The 17,773-nt window shown below is 46.4% G+C and carries 20 protein-coding genes and 1 pseudogene; 15 read left to right on the forward strand and 6 right to left on the reverse strand.

The annotated features are described in order from the left end of the window. Window positions 1–143: 143 nt before the first annotated feature. The 5 genes and pseudogenes from QWZ07_RS26380 to QWZ07_RS07215 all read right to left on the reverse strand — a co-directional run bounded on the left by QWZ07_RS26380 (window position 144) and on the right by QWZ07_RS07215 (window position 4,060). Window positions 144–614, reverse strand: a complete 471-nt coding sequence (locus tag QWZ07_RS26380) for an oxidoreductase dimerization domain-containing protein (protein WP_353959758.1) — start codon at window positions 612–614, stop codon at window positions 144–146. 3 nt (window positions 615–617) lie between these two features. Continuing rightward, window positions 618–1,465 (reverse strand): annotated as a pseudogene (locus tag QWZ07_RS26385) (FAD-dependent oxidoreductase); the annotation flags it as partial. 77 nt (window positions 1,466–1,542) lie between these two features. After that, a complete protein-coding gene (locus QWZ07_RS07205; RefSeq protein ID WP_192852946.1) occupies window positions 1,543–2,949 on the reverse strand; it encodes a cation:dicarboxylate symporter family transporter in 1,407 nt (468 codons plus the stop codon). 37 nt (window positions 2,950–2,986) lie between these two features. Further along, complete coding sequence (locus tag QWZ07_RS07210; RefSeq protein ID WP_192852947.1) at window positions 2,987–3,370, reverse strand: RidA family protein; 384 nt, start codon at window positions 3,368–3,370, stop codon at window positions 2,987–2,989. Window positions 3,371–3,394: 24 nt separating this feature from the next. Next, window positions 3,395–4,060, reverse strand: a complete 666-nt coding sequence (locus tag QWZ07_RS07215) for a helix-turn-helix transcriptional regulator (RefSeq protein ID WP_192852948.1) — start codon at window positions 4,058–4,060, stop codon at window positions 3,395–3,397. Between the two features lie 421 nt (window positions 4,061–4,481). Between QWZ07_RS07215 and QWZ07_RS07220 the strand changes: the two genes are divergently transcribed. From QWZ07_RS07220 to QWZ07_RS07290, 15 genes are all read left to right on the forward strand, one after another. Beyond that, entirely contained in the window at window positions 4,482–4,874 is a 393-nt protein-coding gene (locus tag QWZ07_RS07220) for a hypothetical protein (protein WP_225998431.1), read from the forward strand. A 366-nt stretch (window positions 4,875–5,240) separates the two neighbouring features. Then, entirely contained in the window at window positions 5,241–6,053 is an 813-nt protein-coding gene (gene phnC, locus QWZ07_RS07225) for a phosphonate ABC transporter ATP-binding protein (protein WP_192852949.1), read from the forward strand. Window positions 6,054–6,070: 17 nt separating this feature from the next. Beyond that, on the forward strand, window positions 6,071–7,066 hold the full coding sequence (phnD, locus tag QWZ07_RS07230; RefSeq protein WP_192852950.1) for a phosphonate ABC transporter substrate-binding protein: 996 nt from the start codon (window positions 6,071–6,073) through the stop codon (window positions 7,064–7,066). A 48-nt stretch (window positions 7,067–7,114) separates the two neighbouring features. Beyond that, complete coding sequence (gene phnE / locus QWZ07_RS07235; RefSeq protein ID WP_192852951.1) at window positions 7,115–7,903, forward strand: phosphonate ABC transporter, permease protein PhnE; 789 nt, start codon at window positions 7,115–7,117, stop codon at window positions 7,901–7,903. Window positions 7,904–7,971: 68 nt separating this feature from the next. Then, window positions 7,972–8,667 carry a phosphonate metabolism transcriptional regulator PhnF gene (phnF, locus tag QWZ07_RS07240; RefSeq protein ID WP_192852952.1) on the forward strand — a complete coding sequence of 232 codons (696 nt, stop codon included), beginning with the start codon at window positions 7,972–7,974 and terminating at the stop codon, window positions 8,665–8,667. Then, window positions 8,668–9,114: a phosphonate C-P lyase system protein PhnG gene (gene phnG / locus QWZ07_RS07245; RefSeq protein ID WP_192852953.1), complete on the forward strand. Its 447-nt coding sequence runs from the start codon at window positions 8,668–8,670 to the stop codon at window positions 9,112–9,114. 128 nt (window positions 9,115–9,242) lie between these two features. Next, window positions 9,243–9,863 (forward strand): phosphonate C-P lyase system protein PhnH, encoded by a 621-nt coding sequence (gene phnH / locus QWZ07_RS07250; RefSeq protein ID WP_192852954.1) that lies wholly within the window; start codon window positions 9,243–9,245, stop codon window positions 9,861–9,863. After that, a complete protein-coding gene (locus tag QWZ07_RS07255) occupies window positions 9,848–10,969 on the forward strand; it encodes a carbon-phosphorus lyase complex subunit (protein WP_192852955.1) in 1,122 nt (373 codons plus the stop codon). Before phnH ends, QWZ07_RS07255 begins: the two co-directional genes overlap by 16 nt. Further along, window positions 10,966–11,946, forward strand: coding sequence for an alpha-D-ribose 1-methylphosphonate 5-phosphate C-P-lyase PhnJ (locus tag QWZ07_RS07260; protein WP_192852956.1), 981 nt, complete (start codon window positions 10,966–10,968; stop codon window positions 11,944–11,946). The genes QWZ07_RS07255 and QWZ07_RS07260 overlap by 4 nt, the downstream gene beginning before the upstream one ends. Continuing rightward, window positions 11,943–12,770, forward strand: a complete 828-nt coding sequence (phnK, locus tag QWZ07_RS07265; RefSeq protein WP_017066704.1) for a phosphonate C-P lyase system protein PhnK — start codon at window positions 11,943–11,945, stop codon at window positions 12,768–12,770. Before QWZ07_RS07260 ends, phnK begins: the two co-directional genes overlap by 4 nt. A gap of 10 nt (window positions 12,771–12,780) precedes the next feature. After that, window positions 12,781–13,506 carry a phosphonate C-P lyase system protein PhnL gene (gene phnL / locus QWZ07_RS07270; RefSeq protein WP_192852957.1) on the forward strand — a complete coding sequence of 242 codons (726 nt, stop codon included), beginning with the start codon at window positions 12,781–12,783 and terminating at the stop codon, window positions 13,504–13,506. Window positions 13,507–13,521: 15 nt separating this feature from the next. Then, a complete protein-coding gene (phnM, locus tag QWZ07_RS07275; RefSeq protein WP_192852958.1) occupies window positions 13,522–14,655 on the forward strand; it encodes an alpha-D-ribose 1-methylphosphonate 5-triphosphate diphosphatase in 1,134 nt (377 codons plus the stop codon). A gap of 3 nt (window positions 14,656–14,658) precedes the next feature. After that, window positions 14,659–15,315, forward strand: a complete 657-nt coding sequence (gene phnN / locus QWZ07_RS07280) for a ribose 1,5-bisphosphokinase (protein ID WP_192852959.1) — start codon at window positions 14,659–14,661, stop codon at window positions 15,313–15,315. Next, the gene (phnP, locus tag QWZ07_RS07285; protein WP_192852960.1) at window positions 15,312–16,079 is read left to right on the forward strand and encodes a phosphonate metabolism protein PhnP; all 768 of its coding nucleotides are present in this window, start codon (window positions 15,312–15,314) and stop codon (window positions 16,077–16,079) included. The genes phnN and phnP overlap by 4 nt, the downstream gene beginning before the upstream one ends. Next, window positions 16,076–16,717, forward strand: coding sequence for a DapH/DapD/GlmU-related protein (locus QWZ07_RS07290; RefSeq protein WP_192852961.1), 642 nt, complete (start codon window positions 16,076–16,078; stop codon window positions 16,715–16,717). Before phnP ends, QWZ07_RS07290 begins: the two co-directional genes overlap by 4 nt. A gap of 113 nt (window positions 16,718–16,830) precedes the next feature. On the opposite strand, the gene QWZ07_RS07295 is transcribed toward QWZ07_RS07290, so the two are convergent. Next, complete coding sequence (locus QWZ07_RS07295; protein WP_192852962.1) at window positions 16,831–17,718, reverse strand: LysR family transcriptional regulator; 888 nt, start codon at window positions 17,716–17,718, stop codon at window positions 16,831–16,833. Between the last annotated feature and the right edge of the window lie 55 nt (window positions 17,719–17,773).

Genomic DNA, 17,773 nt, shown 5'->3' on the forward strand with positions numbered 1-17,773 from the left:
TTGGAAAAAGAAAACCTAAATACATTAGATAAGTCGTTATCTTATTCTTCTATTGAGCGTGTAGAGTTAAGGCATTAAAAAAGCAGAGCGTTTATGCTCTGCTTTGGTGTCGAACTGAATATCCTTGGGAACTTGTGTGCTGTTTATTTAGCGACGTTACCAGCAACGTTCAATGCATCCCAAGTTCTTGCGAATGGCGGGGCATAACAGAAATCCATGTAACCAAGCTGTTGAGTGGTCATCTTCGCGGTGATAGCGACAGCGAGCGCGTTAATGCGACCAACGGCTCCTTTCTTACCTACAATCTCACCACCAAGTAGAACGTTTGTCTCTGGGTGATAAACCAATTTAACTTTGATGTCTTCTTGACCTGGGTAGTAATCGGTTTGGTTCTTATCTGAAATGGTTGATACTTTCACCTCTAAGCTATGTTCTTTAGCAAGAAGTTCAGATAAGCCAGTACACGCCAATTCGTAATCGAGTACTTTCAAACAAGACGACCCCAAGAAACCCGACATGTAGGTATCTTTACCTGCTAGCTTGTCTGCCATCATACGCGCTTGCTTATTGGCTGTGGTTGCTAGAGGAACATAAACAGGTTTGCCTAGTGCCATATGATGGACAACGGCACAGTCACCTACAGCATGGATGTAAGCGTCTTCAGTGGCACCATATTCATTCACCAACAACGCGCCATTTTGAGCTTTTGGTAATTCGAATGCTTCCGTGTTTGATTTGAAACCGAGTGATAAGATAACGACATCCGCTTCTATATTGCCGTTATCGGTTTCTACGATGTAACCGCCTTGCTCCGCATCGCGAATTGCAGACACGCTGCACCCTTTTTTAGCTCTGCACCTGATTCACGAATCGCACCTTCGACTACTTCAATGATTTCTGGGCTGAACTGACGGCTCATGATGTGTTGTTCACGTTCGATGATCGTCACGTGTTTGTCTAAGCCGTGCGCCGCATCGAATACTTCCAGGCCGATAAAACCAGCCCCAATAACACACACACGCTGCTTGTTAACATCTTTTAGCGCTTCTTTAACCGCCAAGCCGTCTTCCATGCTTGTTAGTGTGTATACGTGTTCTGGATTGAATTCACCGAATGGTGGAACGATTGGTCGCGCACCTGTTGCAATGACCAACATATCGTAATCAATGACGCTTTCTTCATTTTGGTGACGTACCGTAATTTGCTTTTCAGTGCGGTCGAATGACACCATTTCTGTTTCTACACGTACATCTAAGCCTGATTTTATGGCTTGACCTGGTGTTCGGGAGATCATCCGTTCGGTGTCATCAAACATGCCGCCTGCAAAGTAGGGTAGACCACATGCACCAAAAGAGATGTAGCTACGCTTATCTAAAACGATGACTTCGTCTGATGGTTGATTACGTTTGTACTTTGCTGCGAAACTCATACCAGCGGCGCTACCGCCTATAACAACAACTTTCATATTTACTACCTAAATAACCTGAACTCAGGAAAAACAGAAGAGCACTCATGTGGAGTGCTCTTAATTAAGTTTGAGAATTATACTGCTGCTTCTTTTGATACTGTCGCTGTAACGTCAGCGTCGTACTGTTCAGTATTCAATGAGCCATTCTTCTTCGCTGTAAGAACACCAGACAACATAGAGCCTGAGATGTTCAGCGCTGTACGAGCCATGTCAATTAGCGCTTCGATAGACACTAAAATCGCGACTACTGTGATGTCTAGACCCATGATAGTCAGTACAGCTACCGCTGCGAACGTTGCACCGCCACCAACACCTGCGATACCGAATGAAGCAATCGCGATAACAGCTATCAGTTGTATGATGAAGCCTAGGTCAACTGGCATGCCCATCACTTGTGCCGCCATGATTGCTAGCATTGCAGGGTAGATGCCCGCACAACCGTTCTGACCGATACTGGTACCGAATGTCGCTGACATGTTTGCTGTTTCTTCGTCGACACCTAGGCGTTGAGTTTGTGTTTCAACGTTTAGTGGGATAGCCGCCATGCTCGAACGAGAACCGAAGCCAAATACTAATACTGGCCAGATTTTCTTCATGAACTTAGCAGGGGATAGACCGAACATTGACACCATCACGAAGTGGATGCCGAACATCACGCCAATTGCTACGTAGCTTGCTAGAAGGAAGCGGCCCATTTCAGTCAGTGCGAATAGGTCATTCGTCATCATGAACGTGGTCATTAGAGCGAATACACCGTAAGGCGTTAGCTTCAGGATTTCACGAACCATTGAAAGCACCACTTCTTTTGCAGAGTTGATGAAATCAACGAAGTTTTGCACTTTCTCAGGCTTACGATTCTTAACTTGAAGGATACAGTAGCCTAGGAACATACCGAACAGTACAGTTGATAGTGTAGAAGTACGCTCTGAGCCCGTTAGCATGTCGAAGATGTTGGTTGGAATGATAGACAGAGCCATACCAGACAGACCACTGCTCGCCATTGCATCTTGTGTTGCTACCAGTGAATCACCACGAGCTTCAATAGCACTGTTTGTGCCGATTGTACTTACTAGTGCGTTCGCATCGATACCAAATAGGTAAATACTTGCGATACCAACGGCTGCTGAGATTGCACAAGTGAAAAGTAGAATACCGATGATTTTTGGTGCGATACGAGATAACGCGCCGCCGCCTTCAACGTTCATGATCGAAGAGATCATCGCCACGAATACGAGCGGGATAACGATCATTTGTAGAAGTTTGATGTAGCCTTTACCGAACACTGAAATCAGTTCAGCAAAGCCAGATGTCGCAACGTTACCGACACCGAAAACAAGTTGAATAGCGCCACCGAACAGTAAGCCAGCAGCAAGCGCACTCAGTACGCGGAAGTTAAAACTTTTCTTTTGCTTTTTGAAGTTCGACAGCAGTGCGTAGAACCCAAAGAACAGTATGCTTAATCCAATAAATGAAACGCTCATGAGAATCTCCTATGATACCCATTAATAACTAAGTCGGTTATTTTTTGTATGCGATGGCTTCAACTTCAACCAACGCGTCTTTTGGTAATCTTGCTGCTTCAACACAAGAGCGAGCAGGTGTGTTCTCTGTACCAAACACTTCTGTGTACACTTCGTTAAAGGCTACGAAGTTCTCCATGTCTGATAGGAAGCAGGTTGTCTTAAGCACAGTGTCCAGTCCCGCATTACTCGCTTCTAATACAGCTTTTAAGTTTTCTAGAGACTGACGTGCCTGCTCTTTGATGTCGCCCTCAACAAACTGCATGGTTTCTGGTACGAGAGGTAATTGGCCTGATGTATAAACCATGTCGCCGTAAGACGTACCTTGTGAGTAAGGGCCGATAGCTGCAGGTGCTTGTTCAGTGGCAATGATCTGTTTCACGATGTAACTCCTAAATTATTGGTTTTATTCTGATTTAAATTCGCGGATAAACTTGTAAACCGCCTGACGGCTGATCCCAAGTTGTTCTGATACTTGTGTCGTCGTCTCTTTTAGCTCAAATACGCCGTTATCAAACAAACAACGAATGATGGCTTTGTTACGACTTTTGCAGGAAATCGTTTCGTCTTGTTCCACTTCTTTTATTGCAGCGGTCAGTGCTTGTTGAATCACGTCGTTGGCACTTTTGCTGAAAGTCTCACTGACTAGTGTTTGAGACACATTGCACGTTGGCATCAATGTCTTAACGATTTCTGGGAATGGGAAGGATAAGTTCATGTTGATACACAACATGCCAATCGGCTTTTGCTGTGGTCCGGCTAGTACACAGGTTGTTGATTTAAGTAGGGAGCCGTCTGCTGCATTGGTAAAATAACTCTTTGGAGAAACTTCGCCGGTTTTCTCGAATTTACTCCACATACGTAAACCTAAGTCTGTGATAGGAGAGCCGATTTCACGACCTGTGTGATGACCATTGACGATCTTCACGACAGAGTTTTCTAAGCTCTCAAAGGAGTGAATGACCACCTCACAGTAAGGGCCAATCAAGTCAGCAATTGTGTCCGCTAAACGGAAGTAATTGCTTAAACATTCTCTGTCTTCATCGGTGAATCGAACTTGTTTTACATTCATGATTTCGGTTTACATTTTTGAACTCAATGACTGAAATCTACTCCTTTGGTGGTATTTGAATAAGATGCAGTAAACTTCTGTAAACCGTAAAAAACGTTCAAAACATCAACAAATGACGAAAATTTAACTTAAATTAAGAGCGTAATTTGAACAAGATCACCAAACCATCTTCGATATGGTTTAATTTCTTAAACTCCATCAAAGTTTACATATTTAAAACCACAGGTTACGTTTTCGAATACTTTAATGATCTAGGATAAGTTCTAAATTCAGTTGCAAACGAACTTCGTCGACTCTTCACCTTAACGTCTTAAATTTGTCATTTTTAAACGATAGGGTGGCTATATGAGGTGGTCCCTTACTATAACTGTATTTAAATTATTCGAATTTTCTAGAAGTGAGGATTTATGAACAAAGCGGTTTGGGGTTTAGCCCTCGGTCAGACATTGCTCTGGTGTTGTCTCTATTACGTTTTTCCGGCGATGTTTCTGCATTGGGAGCAAAATACACGACTGGAGTCGTTCTGAATTATGCTGGGGCTGACATTGCAGGTGTGCTGTTGTTTCTAGTCAGTTTGGTTGAACAACTGGTTTGGTTTTATGTGCTTTGGGGATTGAAGGGAATCGCAATAGCAGGTTGTCTTTATGAACCTTGCTTTGCCTTTTTGATCCATAACTTGCGAACTAAAGCCAAACGAGTGATCACTATGATCATCTTGGTCGCAGACTTTGCGAGTACCATTGGCTTTATCTCGATAGTTATCGTATCAAGGTTACATCTAGCTCGCTCTCAATCGTGTTTATCGCAGACATAGATTGTGCTAGGCGGTATTCACATCGCTTTGAAATTAACACTTAAACACTTTGAGCACTCCTTTATGGGGTGCTTTTTTGTATGTGAATTTAGCAGCTATTGGAGGTGTGTATCTATTGAGCAGAGAACACTGAGGAGTTGCCATTTTAATTGAGCTTTTTATTGTCAAATTACTGTGAATTACGTCCGTATATAAGTTGATATTCCCCATCAAATCTATCCTGATTTTGGTATTTAAAACAGCCGGTTAAGCTTGTCTAGATAAGTCGGCTGACCGTTTGAAATATTTCATTTCTGTAAATAAACCGACACGTAACTTTAATAATCAGACGTCAAAGTGGCCTTAAATCAAACAGGGACATTGACGATGAATAACATCATTGAAGTTAAGAAGGTCAACAAAACATTCGGTTCGAACAAGGCACTGAATGGCATCAATTTGACGATTACTAGTCGTAAGATGACGGCGCTACTAGGCCCATCCGGTTCAGGTAAATCTACGCTGCTTCGTCATTTAAGTGGCCTGATCATTGGAGATAAAAGTGCGGACTCTCAAATCAACGTGCTTGGTCAAACGGTGCAGGCGAACGGTAAGGCAGACAGCAATGTCCGCAATATCCGTTCGCAAGCGGGTTACATCTTTCAACAATTCAATCTCGTTAACCGCTTATCCGTGATGACCAATGTATTGATTGGCGCACTGAGTTCTACTCCGAAGTGGCGCACTCTGACGGGGATGTTTACGGTTGAGCAACAACAAGAAGCGCTTGAAGCTCTGCGTCGAGTTGGCATGGAAGATTTCGCTGGTCAGCGGGTTGGCAATCTATCTGGCGGTCAACAACAACGTGTCGCTATCGCACGCGCACTGATGCAGAAAGCCAAAATCATTTTTGCCGATGAGCCTATCGCTTCGCTTGATCCTGAATCAGCACGCATCGTGATGGAGCTGCTTACGGACATCAATGAGAAGGAAGGCATTCCTGTCATCGTCACGCTTCACCAAGTCGACCACGCCCTTAAGTATTGCGAAAACATCATCGCGCTAAAAGACGGCCAAGTGTTCTACGAAGGTAAGAGCGCGGAACTGACTCAGCCTCAACTCGAAGACCTATACCGTTCTAAAAAATCGACAAACACGCCACATATTCAACCTAACGACGTGCTCGCTGCGTCTTTTTAAATATCAGGGAAATCAAGATGTTTCATTCAATGAAATCAGGGATTAAGAAGGCTGTCACCTTAGCAACCGTGTTGATGACGACACTCACCGCTGGTCACGCTGTTGCAAAAGATTCGATCAACTTCGGCATTATCGCGACCGATGCACAACAAAACTTGCGTAGCCGTTGGGGGCCTCTTCTGGATGACCTAGGTAAAGCGTTAGGCATGCCAGTGAAGGCTTATTTCGCACCAGATTACGCTGGCATCATTCAAGCTCAGCGTTTTGGCAAGGTCGATTTTGCTTACTACGGAAATAAGGCTGCGATGGAAGCTGTTGATCGTGCTGACGCAGAAGTCTTCGCTCGATACATAGATGAAGAGGGCTTACAGGGTTATTACAGCTTACTCATTGTGAATGCCAAAAACGACAACATCAACACGCTTGAAGATGTGATCGAGCAGCGCGAAACACTCAAATTAGGTAATGGCGATCCTAATTCGACTTCGGGTTTCCTTGTACCAAATTTCGAAGCGTTCGCTAGCAATGGTATTTCCGCCAATGACTTTCACCGCAACGTAAGCGCAAGCCATGGTGCCAACGTGATGGCTGTCGCGAACAACCAAGTGGACGTCGCAACCAATCACACCATGAGCCTTATCCGCATCGAAGAGCAAAACCCTGAGTTGTTTAGCAAGCTGAAAGTAGTTTGGAAGTCAGAACTTATCCCATCAGACGTGATTACCTATCGTAAAGATTTAGATGAAGACTTGAAGCATAAGGCGCGTGATTTCTTCGTCAGTTACGGCGAAGAGCCTGAACAGCTTGAAAACCTACATCAACTGGCTTGGTCTGGCTTTGCTGCTACTGATAACAACCAACTACTGCCTATTCGCCAAATGGAAGCGTTCAAAAAGCTGGTTGACGCTGAAAACAACAGCAACCTAAGCGAGAAAGACAGAACCAAACGCATGGCGCAATACCAAGCAGAAATCGACCAGCTGCAAACAGAAATTGATGCGCTGAAAGGCTAATCCCATTCCCTGCGCCGCTTTGGGCGGCGCAAAAAAGAGTAGAGAACAATGACTGCAACAACTCAAAGTTACGAGCCTTCATCGAAGCTGTCGATTAGAAACGGCGTGATCGCTGTGATAGCACTACTGGTCCTTAGCTGGGCGTGGCAAGGCGCAGAGATGGCACCAATGATGTTCTTTGAAAACCCAGAGAACATGGTTCAGCTAGGCAAAGATTTCTTCCCCGCGGATTTCAGTGAAAGCAACGTGTACCTCAGCGAAATGCTAGTGACAATTCAAGTGGGCATTTGGGGAACCGTGCTATCGATTCTATTAGCGATTCCATTTGGCATTCTGAGTGCTGAGAACCTGATGCCGAGCTGGGTGACATTTCCAATCCGTCGATTGATGGACTGTCTGCGCGCTATCAATGAAATGGTGTTTGCGATGCTGTTTGTGGTGGTTGTCGGATTAGGGCCGTTTGCTGGTGTGATGGCGCTGTTCATTCACACGACAGGCGTGCTTGCCAAGCTATTTGCTGAAGCCATTGAAGCGATTGAACCCGGCCCGATGGAAGGCGTGAAAGCGACAGGCGCAAACCCTATCGAAGTGATTCTTTACGGCGTGATTCCACAGGTGATGCCGCTTTGGATTTCCTATTCACTGTACCGCTTAGAGTCGAATATTCGTTCGGCAACGGTTGTGGGTATGGTTGGTGCGGGCGGTATTGGTGTGTTGCTTTGGCAATCCATCTCAGGTTTCCAGCTACAACAAACCGCAGCAATCATGTCGATTGTTATCGTGACGGTGAGCGTTATCGATTTCGTTTCTCAAATCATCCGTAAGAAGTTTATCTAGGCATCTTAGATGTCTATTTGTCTGAACTTATCTAGATAAGTGATTGAACTTTAGAAAAGGAAACTCTTATGCCTGTTTACTTAGATATTGCCTCAGAGCTTGAAAAGGAAGTGAAAGATCGCTTTGTTCCGGGTGACTACTTACCACCGGAATCCAAGTTGGCTGAGCGCTTTGCCGTGAATCGTCACACGCTTCGTCGCGCGGTCGATGAACTGGTGTCAACGGGCTTGATTCAACGTCATCAAGGGAAAGGCAACATGGTAATTCGTCAGCCAAGTGACTATCGACTTCACTCCGGAGCGCATTTTACCAAGAACTTTATTGAGCAAGGTGCGATGCCAAGGTGTGAGGTACTTCAATCTCGTCTTATCAACGTATCCCCCAAGATTGCGGGCTACTTGAAAATGGAAGAGGGAAACAAGGTCATCCACATCCGTACCCTGCGAAAAACAGGAGATACACCGAGAACTATTATCGACCACTACCTGCCGAATCTGGAGTGGTGGCCGATTCTCAAGAACTTCACCAACGGTTCTTTACACCAATTTATTCAGCGTGGTTTGGATACTGATTTAGAGCGAAAAGAGACTCGGGTGGGCGCGAAAATTCCAACCAATGAAGAGTGTCGTTTATTGCAAATCAGTACCAGTACACCGCTACTCAAAATTAAAACCACCAACGTAATTAAAGGCACTCAAGTAATAGCGGAATTCTCAAGTTCCAATACTCGTGCCGACGCAACCGAAATAGTAATGGAGCACTAAATGACAGCTTTGAAAGAGCGACAAAAGTGGATGTCAGTACTCGCGCAGAGCCAGTTCTCAGAATTGAAAACGCGCTGGGAAGCACTAGGGCTGAACGCGGAATACGCCATGGTTCGCCAACCAGAGATTGGATTAGCTCAAGTGCGTGCGCGTATGGGCTCAACAGGCCGCCAGTTCAACATGGGGGATGTCACGATTACTCGCGCAGTAATCAAGCTAACAAGCGGAGAACTTGGTTACTGCTACCTACAGGGGCGAAGCAAGCCTCATGCAGAGCTAGCAGCAATAGTCGACGCCCTGATGCAAAACGAACAACAAGCCGAGGTGATCAACACGCGACTTATTGAGCCTTTGGCTGCGATGAAGCATGAACGAGACAGCCAACGCCGCCAAGAAGTGGCTTCAAGCAAAGTGGACTTTTTTACCATGGTCCGTGGTGAAGATTAGATTCGCGGAGAAGACTAGGTTCGTGGTGAAGCTTGCTTTATAGAGAAGAACAGCTTCGAAGGCAAACCGAAAAGTCCCGTGTCATTCAAGAATAAGATTAACGAATTAAACAGGTTAGAACGAATTCAATGAGTATGATTTCTCCTGCATTTCAAGATGCAGTTCATGACAGCCAGCAGTGCTTTCGATTGCTGCTCAAGGCGATGTCTGAACCCGGCACCGTCGTAAGACTAAACCGTTGTGAAGGCTTTGGTTCAATGATGAGTGCAGCCGCTCAAACGCTGCTTTCAATGGCCGACAACGCGACGCCAATTTGGCTATCTGAGACATTAAAGGCCGATCACGCAGTGACTGAAAACATCAAGTTTCACGTTGGCGCACCGATTGTAGAACAAGCTCAACAAGCCGCTTTTGCAGTTATATCAGCGCAAGATTTACTGGCTATTGATTGGTCTGAACTGACATTCAATCTCGGCAACGAAGAATATCCAGACACCTCAACAACGATTGTGATTGAGGTGGATAGCTTAACGTCAGGTACTCAACTGTCATTGAGTGGCCCTGGTATTCAAAGTGAACAAGCTGCGTTCTTTAGTGGGTTACCGGCGGGCTTTGTCGCTTACCTCAAAGAGCGTCACTCATTGATGAAATTCCCATTAGGTGTCGACTTTATCTTTGTGGCGAACCAGCAAGTGTTGTGTCTGCCTCGTACAACCAAAGTGGAGGCGACAACATGTACGTTGCTGTAAAGGGTGGAGAAAAGGCCATTAGTCTGGCGCATCAACTGCAAGCGAAGAAGCGTCGCGGTAATCCTGATTTACCAGAATTGAGTGTTGAGCAGATTCAAGAGCAGCTGTCGGGGTCGGTAGACCGAGTGATGACGGAAGGCGGCATTTATGACAAACAACTTGCGGCATTGGCAATAAAACAAGCGGCGGGTGATTTAGTTGAAGCGATTTTCTTGTTACGCGCTTATCGCACCACGTTACCTCGCCTGATCACTGCTCAGCCCGTTGATACCAATTCAATGCGAATAGAGCGTCGTATTTCGGCAACTTACAAAGATCTGCCAGGAGGCCAGATCTTAGGTCCAACCTACGATTACACGCATCGCTTGTTAGATTTCAGTCTGCTTGCCGAAGGTGAAACACCGCACATCCCAACTCAAGATGTGGCTGACTCTGAACCTTGCCCACAGGTATTGGGCATTCTTGAAAACCTCGACATGATGTTGACGGAAGAAGATGACCAACAAGTACCAGAAGACATCACTATGAATCCGGTGAACTACCCATGTGACCGCAGTGCACGTTTGCAGAACTTGGTGCGCGGCGATGAAGGTTTCTTATTGGCACTGAGTTATTCGACCCAACGTGGCTATGGGCGTAACCACCCGTTCGCAGGAGAGATTCGTACTGGCTTTTCGACGTTGTCGATTGAGCCTGAAGAGTTAGGTTTTAGCATCGACATCGGTGAAATTGAACTGACAGAGTGTCAGATGATCAATGGCTTTGTTGGCAACAAACAGCAGAAAGCCAAACTGACACGTGGTTACGGCTTAACGTTTGGTGCGACTGAGCGTAAAGCGATGTCGATGGCGTTGGTCGATCGTTCTTTGCAAGGCGCAGAATACGATGAGCCCGTGGACGGTCCAGCTCAAGATGAGGAGTTTGTGCTTTCTCACTCAGACAATGTCGAAGCCGCTGGCTTTGTGTCTCACCTCAAACTTCCTCACTACGTCGATTTCCAAGCAGAATTAGAGCTGCTTAGAAAAATGCATAAAGAGCACGATGAATTGATTGCTCAGCCAGGTAATGACGAACAAGGTAATGACGTACAAGGAGGTCAGTCATGAACACAGCAACACTTAATGCGCCGATAGGAAACGCTTCACTGACATTCAACTCTGAGGAGGCTGCATCTCACAGCCTAGTAGGTGCAACGGGTTACAACTATGGCTACCTTGACGAGCAAACTAAGCGAATGATTCGCCGTGCCTTGCTTAAAGCGGTGTCGATTCCGGGTTACCAAGTACCGTTTGGTGGCCGTGAAATGCCCATGCCTTATGGATGGGGAACCGGTGGTGTGCAGATCACTGCTGCAATTATCGGCCAACCCGACACGCTAAAAGTGATCGACCAAGGTGCTGATGACACTACCAATGCGGTGTCGATTCGTGAGTTCTTCAAATCTATAGCTAGTGCAAATACGACTGAGAAAACCACGGAAGCGAGCATCATTCAGACCCGACACCGTATCCCAGAAGTCGATCTTCAAGAAGACCAGATCTTGGTGTATCAAGTACCAATCCCAGAACCACTGCGCTTCATTGAGCCTCGTGAAACCGAAACTCGAAAAATGCATGCGCTGCAAGAGTACGGAATCATGCACGTCAAATTGTATGAAGACATCGCTCGTTCTGGTGACATATCAACGGCTTACGCTTACCCAGTGCGAGTGAATGATCGTTACATCATGGATCCATCGCCAATCCCTAAGTTCGATAACCCAAAAATGGACAACATGGCCGCATTACAACTGTTTGGCGCAGGGCGTGAAAAGCGTATCTATGCCGTTCCTCCTTACACCAAGGTTCAGAGCCTAGATTTTGAAGATCACCCGTTTGAGATTCAGAAGTGGGACGAGCCGTGTGCGATTTGTGGTTCAACGGATACCTTCCTTGATGAGGTCGTTATGGATGACCAAGGCTCACATATGTTTGTTTGTTCAGATACGGATTACTGCCGTGAGCAACAAGATCGCAGTCAACAACTTGATGGCAATCAGTTCGTTCATAACGAGATAGGCCTCAAAGAGGAGAACAACGCATGAACGCTGTGACGAACATGAAACACGAATGGAACCAGTCAGAGCAGCCTCTGTTGTCTGTCTCTAATCTCACCAAGCTTTATGCGCCGGGTAAGGGCTTTCAGAACGTATCTTTCGACCTTTTCCCTGGAGAAGTGTTGGGCATTGTGGGTGAGTCGGGCTCGGGTAAAAGCACCTTATTGAAGTCGCTTTCTGGCCGTCAAACACCAGACAGCGGTGAAGTGATTTACTTGCGTGGTGATGCGGATAAGCAAATCTCACAACTGGAAGACTTGTACCAAATGGCGGAAAGTCAGCGTCGTCACCTATTGCGCACGGAGTGGGGCGTTGTGCATCAACACCCAATGGATGGTCTGCGTGGCAGAGTGTCAGCGGGCGGCAACATTGGTGAACGCTTGATGGCTGTGGGTGAGCGTAATTATGGCGAAATTCGTGAAAAGTCAGCGAAATGGCTAGGTGATGTCGAGATCCCAACGGATCGAATGGACGACATGCCGACGACTTTTTCTGGTGGTATGCAACAAAGATTGCAGATCGCACGCAACCTCGTTACTCACCCTAAGTTGATCTTCATGGATGAGCCTACAGGCGGTTTGGATGTGTCTGTTCAAGCCAAGTTGCTTGATCTTCTTCGTCGCTTAGTCACAGAGCTTGAACTAGCTGTGGTGATCGTCACTCACGATCTTGCTGTGGCTCGCTTGCTTGCACATCGACTCATGGTGATGCGCCGCAGTGAAGTGGTCGAAAGCGGCCTTACCGATCAAGTGCTTGATGATCCTCAACACCCATACACACAACTGCTGGTTTCTTCTGTATTGCAGAATTAAGGACGATGACATGAATACCAAACTAACCGTAAACAACGTCAGCAAAACCTTTGTGCTGCACAACCAAAATGGCGTTGAACTGCCGGTGTTAACAGGCGCGAACTTCTCGGTAGACAGTGGCGAGTGTGTGGTTCTGCACGGTCACTCTGGCTCAGGTAAATCAACGCTATTACGTGCGCTGTATGCCAACTACTTGGTGGATTCTGGCTCGATTAATATTGTGCATCAAGGGAGCAAGCTAGATCTTGCGAAGGCTACGCCACGAGAAATCATCAACGTGCGTAAACACACCATAGGTTGGGTAAGCCAGTTCTTGCGTGTGATTCCACGTATTAGTGCGCTGGAAGTGGTGATGCAGCCTATGTTGGAAATGGGTGGCTGCGCGCAAGAAGCTGAAGAGAGAGCCAAGTTACTGCTGACTCGATTAAACGTGCCAGAGCATTTATGGCTCTTAGCACCAGCAACTTTTTCTGGTGGTGAACAGCAACGTGTGAACATCGCGCGTGGTTTTATTGTTGATTACCCAATCTTACTGCTTGATGAACCTACCGCTTCGCTCGATGCGACCAACAGTGCGGTGGTCGTAAGTTTGATTGAAGAAGCAAAAGCGGGCGGCGCTGCAATCATCGGTATCTTCCATGATGAAGCAACACGAGACTTGGTCGCTGATCGTCTGTATGACGTGAAGCTGCAACAAGACATTTCGCCAAAACAACTCACTACAGCGTGTGCGTAAAGGGAGCTGACGCAAATGATTATTACCAACGTAAATCTAGTGCTTGAAAATGAAGTGGTGCGCGGTTCGGTTGAACTGCGAGACGGCCTGATTGCCAATATGTCTGACTCGACCAGTCAACTTCCGGGTGCCTTTGATGGTGAAAATGGCTTCTTGATGCCGGGTTTAATTGAGCTGCATACCGATAACCTTGAGAAGTATTTCACGCCAAGACCCAAGGTAAATTGGCCACCGCTTTCTGCAATGAGCGCACACGACACTCAGCTGATAGGCTCTGGCATCACCACGGTGCTTGATGCAGTTGCACTAGGGGATTACCGAGATGGTAATCGCCAAGAGAACCTCGATCAGTTTATTAATACCGTGGCCGAGAGCCAGAAACGTGGTCTAACCCGAGCCGAGCACCGCATCCACTTGCGCTGTGAAGTACCGCACTCAACTACCGTTGGTTTGTTTGAGCGTTACGTGAACATGCCAGAAGTGCAGTTAGTCTCCGTAATGGATCACGCTCCAGGTCAGCGTCAGTTTGTGAACCTAGATAAGTATCGTACCTACTATCAGGGTAAGTACAACATGACGGATGCTGAAATGGCGGTGTATGAAAAAGACCAAGTGGCTCAGTCAGAACGTTGGTCGAAACAGAATCGCGATGAGATTACTCGTCAGTGCCGTGACTTGAACATTCCAACCGCAAGTCACGATGATGCAACCAGCGCCCATGTGACCGAATCTAAAGAGTTGGGCATGGTCATCGCAGAGTTCCCAACCACGGTTGAAGCAGCGAAGCGCTCTCACGAATTAGGCTTAAAGGTGATGATGGGGGCACCAAACGTGATTCGTGGCGGTTCGCACTCCGGCAACGTTGCTGCGCATGAATTAGCGTCTTTGGGCGTGTTGGATATCTTATCTTCGGATTATTATCCAGTGAGCTTGTTAGATGCGGTGTTTACGCTGTTCAACGATGAACGCAACAACCTCGATGTAGCGCAAGCGGTGCAATTGGCGACGCTGAACCCAGCACAAGCACTTGGCTTACATGACCGTGGTGTGATTGCAGAAGGTAAACGTGCGGATTTGGTGCTCGCGCATCGTGTTGACGGTCATCAGCTGGTGTCCCGTGTATGGCGCGAAGGCAAGAAGGTATTCTAATCCATGTCTAAAGGTTACTCATTTGATGTGAATGGGGTGGTGAGCGCTGCCCCAAAAGCTGACAAACCGGGTCAGCTTTATTACGTAATTGGCCCTTCTGGTGCTGGTAAAGATTCGATTATCTCGGCGTTACGAGAGCAGTTCGTTAAAGATTTGGTGGTTGCCCATCGTTACATCACACGTGCAGCCGATGCTGGTGGCGAAAACCATGTCGAGCTTAGTGATGATGAATTCTTTATTCGCTATTCGCGCAATATGTTTGCGATGAGTTGGCAGGCACACGGTATGAGCTACGGCATCGGTCAAGAAGTTCACCAATGGATGGATGCGGGTTTGAGTGTTGTGGTCAATGGATCGCGTGCGTATTTAGATGCAGCCAGAGACTTGTTTGGCGATCGGTTAGTGCCTGTCGTAGTGAGCGTTAAGCCTGAGGTGTTAGAAGCACGCTTAAGAGCCCGCGGTCGTGAAAATGAAGCTGAGATTGCCCTTAGATTGCAACGTGCGGCGGACTATTGTGTGGATTCAGCATCAGGCTCATCGGCTTTAAATAACACGCTGTGTATTGATAACAGTGGCACGCTTGAACAGAGCATTGCGCAGTTTGCTCGGTTAAAAGAGCAAGCTGAAATACTCGCAGAACCAGCAGGCGGTGTTGCATGAAGTTGACCATGTTAGGCACAGCCAACAGCGCGATGGTGCCAGTTTACGGGTGTGATTGTTCGGTGTGTGTTTCTGCCCTTGAAAACCCCAGTTTAAGACGAGAAAAGTCATCAGCGTTCCTTGAACATAATGGCAAGTTTCTGCTGTTGGATGCTAATGCGCCTGACCTGATGCGCCTGTTTCCTGCAGGATCGATTGACCAGATCTTACTGACTCATTACCACATGGATCATGTTCAGAGTTTGTTTGATCTCCGATGGGGGGCTGGCGATAAGATCTCGGTAATTTCTCCTGATGATCCGCTGGGTTGTGATGATCTCTATAAACATCCGGGCATCTTGGATTTTTCAGCGCCTGCTCAAGCGTTTAAGTCGTTTGATTGGCAGGGAATAACCGTAACGCCATTGCCGCTCATTCACTCTAAACTTTGCCTTGGTTATTGCTTTGAATTTGATGGAAAGCGATTAGCGTATTTAACCGATACAGTAGGGCTGTCGAAGCAAACCGAGCGTTGGTTGAAAAAGTTTCCTGTAGATTGGTTGATTACCGATTGTAACTACCCGCCAATTGAAGACCCTCAAGTTCGATCGAACTCAAACCATAACGATTTCCACCACATATTAGACATCGACGAAACCTGTCGTCCGAAGAACCTTGGTTTGATTCATGTCAGTCACCATATGCTCGGCTGGGCAACACAACACCCGCACGCTTTTTCACAACGTTTACGAATTCTCAACGATGGCGAGGAGATAACCCTATGAGCCAACCTCTTTCCCCTACCTTAAACAGCGAACCTAGTGTTGCTGAAAGCAGTAAGTTACACAATGTTGAACTTGGGCGTTGGACTGAAATCGCAGACCGTTGCGTGTTAAATAACGTGTTGCTTGGAGATTACAGTTATATCCAAAACGACTGTAATCTGATGTTTACCGAAATAGGTAAATTCACATCAATTGCAGCGGCTGTGCGCTTGAATCCGAGTAATCATCCGTGGTGGCGGCCAACGCTGCATCACTTTACTTATCGCCCTGGAAAGTATCAGCTAGGTGAAGATCCTACGTCATTGGATGATGAGGTGTTCTCGTGGCGCGAAGAAGACAAAGTTCAGGTTGGACACGATGTGTGGATTGGTCACGGAGTGATTGTGCTGCCGGGTATCACGATTGGTAATGGTTCGATAGTCGGTGCGGGGAGTGTGGTGACTAAAGACGTGCCGCCATACTCTATTGCGGTTGGTAACCCCGCCAAGGTATTACGACCTCGATTTGATGACCCTAGCTATGGTGAGAGACTGGAAAGCCTTGAATGGTGGCATTGGGGTGATGAAAAGCTGGCTGAAGCATTGCCATTGTTTCAGAAAGATTGTGGCGAATTTCTGAGTCACTTTGAGCAAGCTTAAATCCAATGCTCGTTAAGCATCGTATACAGAAAAAGCGGCCTAAGTGGCTGCTTTTTCTGTATAAGATGGAAAGTAAGAATTTCGATTGGTTCAAGTAATCAGTTCTTTGATGATCAATGTTTCGCCAATAAGAAATCTTTAAAATGAATAGCAACGGCGGATGCGGTTGTGGCTGGTTGGTAGTACATATTTAGGCTCCAAATACTGGTGTCATAGTATTCAAAAATAGGCACTAGTGTTTTGTCATTGATATGCTTTTCTACCAAAAATTGCGGTAGATAAGCGATACCAGTTCCGTTCAGTGCGGCTTGCAGTAATAGGTCACTATCATTAACTTCCAGCGATTTAGGGATTTTAATAATCTGGCATTCATTATCCTGAGTAAACACCCAATCATTACTTCCGGTGAGCGTCGTTGCAAACAGGCATAAATGAGCTTTTAGTTCAGAAGGGCGTTGTGGAGTATTGTTTCTAGCAAGATAGCCCGGAGAAGCGACGACGACAAAGGGGCTTTGCATTATCTCACGACGTACTAGGTGTAAGTCTTTTTCTCGATAGCCTTGATAGGATGCGTTCGCGCTGATCGTAATATCACTGTCGGCAGCATGATCAAGTGCCCAAGGGGTAATGTTGAGGTTAAACGTGATCTCGGGGTTGGTGAGTAAGTACTCGCTGATGTGGTTCATTAAAAAATGGTTGGCGTAAACTGGTGTGCAGATTACATCAATATGGCCTTTATCGTGTTTTTGGTAATCTTGCATGGTGCGCATGACAGTTTCAGATTGATCGACGAGTACCGAAAACTGATCAAATAAAGTTTGGCCTGCTGGTGTAGGTTTTAACAAACGATTATTGCGTCGATATAATGGCATTCCAAATCTTTGCTCAAGTTCTTGAAGCCAACGGCTACCTGCTGATACTGAAATGTTGAGCTTGCGCGCTGCGGCAGAAATTGATCCTGTGCGTACAACGTAAATAAAAAATGCCATTTTATCTAACATCAAAGGCTCCTGAAATTGTGAATGAAAAGACAGGCTATCCTTAGATAAGGACCTG

It is taken from the genome of Vibrio lentus, assembly GCF_030409755.1.
Taxonomy (GTDB): Bacteria; Pseudomonadota; Gammaproteobacteria; order Enterobacterales; family Vibrionaceae; genus Vibrio; species Vibrio lentus.

Excerpts from the sequence above, each read along its gene's own strand:
- phnK (WP_017066704.1), top strand. The coding sequence starts at position 11,943 with ATGAACGCTGTGACGAACATGAAACACGAATGGAACCAGTCAGAGCAG.
- QWZ07_RS07215 (WP_192852948.1), bottom strand. The coding sequence starts at position 4,060 with ATGAATGTAAAACAAGTTCGATTCACCGATGAAGACAGAGAATGTTTA.
- phnF (WP_192852952.1), top strand. The coding sequence starts at position 7,972 with ATGCCTGTTTACTTAGATATTGCCTCAGAGCTTGAAAAGGAAGTGAAA.
- QWZ07_RS07260 (WP_192852956.1), top strand. The coding sequence starts at position 10,966 with ATGAACACAGCAACACTTAATGCGCCGATAGGAAACGCTTCACTGACA.
- phnC (WP_192852949.1), top strand. The coding sequence starts at position 5,241 with ATGAATAACATCATTGAAGTTAAGAAGGTCAACAAAACATTCGGTTCG.
- QWZ07_RS07205 (WP_192852946.1), bottom strand. The coding sequence starts at position 2,949 with ATGAGCGTTTCATTTATTGGATTAAGCATACTGTTCTTTGGGTTCTAC.
- QWZ07_RS07290 (WP_192852961.1), top strand. The coding sequence starts at position 16,076 with ATGAGCCAACCTCTTTCCCCTACCTTAAACAGCGAACCTAGTGTTGCT.
- phnL (WP_192852957.1), top strand. The coding sequence starts at position 12,781 with ATGAATACCAAACTAACCGTAAACAACGTCAGCAAAACCTTTGTGCTG.
- phnG (WP_192852953.1), top strand. The coding sequence starts at position 8,668 with ATGACAGCTTTGAAAGAGCGACAAAAGTGGATGTCAGTACTCGCGCAG.
- QWZ07_RS07295 (WP_192852962.1), bottom strand. The coding sequence starts at position 17,718 with ATGTTAGATAAAATGGCATTTTTTATTTACGTTGTACGCACAGGATCA.
- phnH (WP_192852954.1), top strand. The coding sequence starts at position 9,243 with ATGAGTATGATTTCTCCTGCATTTCAAGATGCAGTTCATGACAGCCAG.
- phnD (WP_192852950.1), top strand. The coding sequence starts at position 6,071 with ATGTTTCATTCAATGAAATCAGGGATTAAGAAGGCTGTCACCTTAGCA.
- phnM (WP_192852958.1), top strand. The coding sequence starts at position 13,522 with ATGATTATTACCAACGTAAATCTAGTGCTTGAAAATGAAGTGGTGCGC.
- phnE (WP_192852951.1), top strand. The coding sequence starts at position 7,115 with ATGACTGCAACAACTCAAAGTTACGAGCCTTCATCGAAGCTGTCGATT.
- phnP (WP_192852960.1), top strand. The coding sequence starts at position 15,312 with ATGAAGTTGACCATGTTAGGCACAGCCAACAGCGCGATGGTGCCAGTT.
- phnN (WP_192852959.1), top strand. The coding sequence starts at position 14,659 with ATGTCTAAAGGTTACTCATTTGATGTGAATGGGGTGGTGAGCGCTGCC.
- QWZ07_RS26380 (WP_353959758.1), bottom strand. The coding sequence starts at position 614 with ATGGCACTAGGCAAACCTGTTTATGTTCCTCTAGCAACCACAGCCAAT.
- QWZ07_RS07255 (WP_192852955.1), top strand. The coding sequence starts at position 9,848 with ATGTACGTTGCTGTAAAGGGTGGAGAAAAGGCCATTAGTCTGGCGCAT.